Consider the following 4,277-nt stretch of genomic DNA (forward strand, 5'->3'; position numbering starts at 1 on the left):
GGCCTATCGTAAACGGAGTGTTAAAAGAGGAGCGTACCATGCTTCCATTCCCGTTTGCGCTTAGGGGGTTCGTTGCAGTGTCAGTGGCAGCAGTACTCGGAAGTTCCGCTGCTTTCGCCCAGACCGCACCGGCAGACATCCCCGGAGTGATTTCGGTTTGCGCGCCGGTCATCGGCGAGGAGTATAACGGCGACAAGAACCGGTGGGGGCACTGCGTCTCGGCCGTGCAAGCGTTCCTAGATGCCGTGGGAACTCCTTCGGCAGCGACCGACGCTACGGTGGCCGATCTCGTAGCCGCGCTCACCGAGCTCTACCAGGACGATTTGAACAACTGCAAACTCGTCGAGACCGAGCTGCCGCAGGCGATCCAGCTTGCCGCCCAGCGAGTCACCGACGAGGAGCAGCAGGCTCAGATCATCGAGATCAGCGCCACCATCGCAGACTGCGCCCGGTTCACAACGGCAGCCATAGTCAATACGGCCAGCCCGTTCTGAAGGGTACTTTACCGCTCACTGCCCCAGTAAAGCATTGGCCCGCTGTTGGCGTGGCCGTTGAGGGGCAGAGTAGCAACCGACCCATTGGGGCCACACCATGGGTCGTATGACGACGAATGGATCGGTTTCTTGCCGATTTTTCCCGGTTGGAATTGGAGCCCGACGATTGGGCCTCGTTTCAGCCAGGCGTGTTCACAAAGGCGGATAAGAGCGGTCGCTTGGCCGTAAATGAGGGCAACCCCGATCCGTGGGCCAAGCACGGAGTTGCTTGTGCGCGTGGCATTGTCGTCAGAGATGGGGGGAGTCGCCCGGCGGGTTGAGCGCCTGGGCCGTCCCAAGCACCACAAACTGCAGAACGGATTGCCGCTGGCGCTCGAAAACGGCGTCCCGTTGCTGCCGGACCCGATTTCGCCCTCGCCGGCCTACGACGTTTGCAAGCGCCTGTTTGACCTGGCGGCGGCCTTCCTTGCCCTGCTGTTCCTTGGCCCGATGCTCCTGCTCCTGGCCCTGGCCATCAAGTTTTCCAGCCCCGGGCCCGCGCTGTTCCGCCAGTGGCGGGTCGGCAGGAACGGCAAGCCGTTCATGATCTTCAAGTTTCGCACCATGCACATGGACGCCGCCGACACCGCCGGATTGCGGCAGGTGACAGTGAACGATCGCGGAGTGACCCCGCTGGGTCGGCTGATGCGAGCCAAAAGCGTCGACGAGTTGCCGCAGCTCCTCAATGTGTTGCTCGGCCACATGTCGGTGATCGGCCCGCGCCCCCACCCTGTCGGCATGCTGGCCGCCGGGGTGCCGTATGAAACTCTGGTTCCGTACTACCACCGGCGCCATGCCGTGCGGCCCGGCCTTTCCGGCTGGGCCCAGGCCAATGGCCTGCGCGGTCCGACAACCGACGCGCAGGCAGCCCGCGACCGGATCGACCACGACCTCGCCTATATCCAGAACCAGTCCTTGTTGCTGGATGCGAAGATCATCGCCTTGACTATCAAACACGAATTCTTGACTGGATCGGGGGTGTGAATACGGACTTTGGTCCGTTGCGGAACAAATAGTATGCAACATACAGTCTTCGTAAGGTGCTCCTGTAGATATATGGTGCGCTCATGTCGATACTACTTGAAAGTATCGATCGGGGAGTGGTTGTGACTATATAAAATCAGTCACTAATGCAAGAAACTTACATCACGTGAAGAACTATCTCCCTTTCATGAGCCAGCCGCCTCGGGACGCCCGAGTGTTCCTTTGTTGTAGGAGGCTGTAGTGGCAAAACGTTATCTCGTCGCGGGGGGGGCCGGTTTCATTGGCGCCCATCTCTGTCGGAGACTGCTCGCTCAGGGCCACGAGGTGCTTTGCCTCGATAACTATCTCACTGGCACGTTCGACAACATCGCAGAACTCGTGGGTCATCCCCGGTTCGAGTCGATGACCCACGACGTCGCAACGCCGGTGGACGTCAAGGTGGACGCGATCTTCAATCTCGCGTGCCCCGCTTCGCCCGTTCACTATGGCAGCGATCCGATCCGGACCACGCGCACCAGCGTGCTGGGCGCGCTGAACCTGCTCGAACTCGCCACGCGTCTGGATGTGCCCGTCCTCCAGGCGTCGACCTCCGAGGTCTATGGCGACCCGCATGTGCATCCGCAGCCGGAAGAATACTGGGGCAACGTCAATCCGATCGGCCCGCGCGCCTGCTACGACGAAGGCAAGCGCTGCGCCGAGACGCTGTTCTTCGATTTCCATCGGCAATACGGCACGCGGACCAAGGTCGTCCGCATCTTCAACACCTACGGGCCAATGATGAGCCGCAACGATGGACGGGTAGTTTCCAACTTCATCGTCCAGGCCCTCGATGGCGAGGACATCACCATCTATGGCGACGGGAGCCAGACACGCTCGTTCTGCTACGTCGATGACCTGGTCGACGGGCTGGTCCGAATGATGGCGGCGCCCGCTGCGGTCGTCGGTCCGATCAACCTCGGCAATCCGGGCGAGTTTACCATCCGGGAGCTCGCCGAAAAGGTCGTCGCCATGACCGGTACGACCTCGCGGATCATCCGCCGCCCCCTGCCGGTCGACGATCCGCGCCAGCGCCGGCCGGTGATCGCCCGGGCCACGGAAATCCTCGGCTGGGTGCCGCGGATAACGTTGGACCAGGGACTCGAACGCACCGTCGCGTACTTCGCCGCCTCATCGCACAGGGGCGCCGAGGCGCGTGAATACGTGCTCGAAAAGCAGGCCTGGTAATTCGCATGAGCATCGCACTGGTTACCGGGGCCGGCGGCTTGATCGGCTCCGAGGCCGTAAGTTTTCTCATCGGCAAGGGGCTCGAGGTCATTGGCGTCGACAACGATATGCGCGCCTATTTCTTCGGCGCCGAGGCCTCGACGCGCTGGCGGCTGGATGAGCTGAAGGCGAGGCACTCCCGGTTCCGTCATGTCGCGATCGACATCCGGGATTTTGCCGCTGTTGCCGCGCTGATCGCAGACGTCGGGTCCGATCTTTGGCTGGTGGTCCACGCCGCCGCGCAGCCTTCGCATGACTGGGCGGCGCGCGAGCCCTTCACCGATTTCGGCGTGAACGCCACCGGGACGCTGAATATCCTCGAGGCGCTGCGGCGGCACGCCCCGGCCGCCACAATGGTGTTCACATCGACCAACAAGGTCTATGGGGACACGCCGAACGGACTACCGCTGGTCGAGCTGGAGACCCGTTGGGAGATCGACCCGGGCCACCCCTATTTCGAGCGCGGCATAGATGAATCGATGAGCATCGACCAGACGACACACAGTCTGTTCGGCGCCTCCAAGCTTTCCGCCGACCTGATGGTGCAGGAATACGGGCGCTATTTCGGCATGAACACCGCCTGCTTCCGCGGCGGGTGCCTGACCGGCGGCAGCCACTCGGGCACTGAACTCCACGGCTTTCTGGCCTACCTGATGAAGTGCACCGTCACCGGCCGCCCCTACACCATCTACGGCTATGAAGGCAAACAGGTGCGGGACAACATCCATTCGTCCGATCTGGTGCAGGCGATCTGGGCGTTCGCCAGCGCGCCGAAGGCCGGCCGCGTGTACAATATCGGCGGCGGGCGCTTCGCCAACTGCTCGATGCTCGAGGGCATAAGGCTGTGCGAACAGATCGCCGGGCGCCGCCTGGACGTCACCTATAACCCTGAGAACCGTCGCGGCGATCACATCTGGTGGATCAGCGACATCTCCCGGTTCCAGACCGACTTCCCGGATTTCCAACTCACCTTCGATATCACCGCGACGCTCGAGGATATCCACGAAGCCGGTCGCCGGCGCTGGGTGGCATGACCCTCGACCGTGGCAAGAAGAGTGTCCTCGGCGTCGCGGTCAGCGTCATCGACTATGAGGCAACGGTCGCCCGGGTGGTCGCGGCCGCGCGCGACGGGCGCCCCCTGTCGGTGTCGGCGCTCGCAGTGCATGGCGTCATGACCGGCGCGCTGGAAAGCACCCACAAGTACCGGCTGAACCGGCTCGACATCGTCACCCCCGATGGGCAGCCAGTCCGCTGGGCGCTGCGGCTGTTGCATGGCGAGCCGCTTGCCGACCGGGTGTACGGCCCCGAGCTCACCCGACAGCTCTGCGCCGCCGCCGCCGCGGCGGGCCTGTCCATCTATCTGTTCGGCAGCCGGCTCGACGTGCTCGAGTCCTGGCGGATCAAGCTGGCTCGCGACTATCCGGAGCTCGTGGTCGCCGGCTACGAGCCGTCGCGCTTCTGCCAGCTGACCGAGGGCGAAAATGGCGAACTCGATGC

5 protein-coding genes are annotated in these 4,277 nt (G+C 63.1%); all 5 read left to right on the forward strand.

Translation table 11 applies throughout. The annotated features are described in order from the left end of the window. On the forward strand, positions 1–494 hold a 494-nt coding region (locus tag JWQ89_RS12965; protein ID WP_299641661.1), incomplete at its 5' end, for a hypothetical protein. Positions 495–764: 270 nt separating this feature from the next. Further along, on the forward strand, positions 765–1,517 hold the full coding sequence (locus tag JWQ89_RS12970; RefSeq protein ID WP_299641663.1) for a sugar transferase: 753 nt from the start codon (positions 765–767) through the stop codon (positions 1,515–1,517). Between the two features lie 240 nt (positions 1,518–1,757). Beyond that, positions 1,758–2,741 (forward strand): UDP-glucuronic acid decarboxylase family protein, encoded by a 984-nt coding sequence (locus JWQ89_RS12975; RefSeq protein ID WP_299641664.1) that lies wholly within the window; start codon positions 1,758–1,760, stop codon positions 2,739–2,741. Positions 2,742–2,746: 5 nt separating this feature from the next. Then, the gene (locus JWQ89_RS12980; RefSeq protein WP_299641665.1) at positions 2,747–3,814 is read left to right on the forward strand and encodes an NAD-dependent epimerase/dehydratase family protein; all 1,068 of its coding nucleotides are present in this window, start codon (positions 2,747–2,749) and stop codon (positions 3,812–3,814) included. Further along, positions 3,811–4,277, forward strand: a 467-nt coding sequence (locus tag JWQ89_RS12985) for a WecB/TagA/CpsF family glycosyltransferase (protein WP_299641667.1), incomplete at its 3' end; no start/stop codon positions are given. The genes JWQ89_RS12980 and JWQ89_RS12985, both read left to right, overlap by 4 nt.

This window comes from Devosia sp., from assembly GCF_028290645.1.
Taxonomy (GTDB): domain Bacteria; phylum Pseudomonadota; class Alphaproteobacteria; order Rhizobiales; family Devosiaceae; genus Devosia_A.

Coding starts and splice junctions, on each gene's coding strand:
- JWQ89_RS12980 (WP_299641665.1), top strand. CDS start 2,747: ATGAGCATCGCACTGGTTACCGGGGCCGGCGGCTTGATCGGCTCCGAG.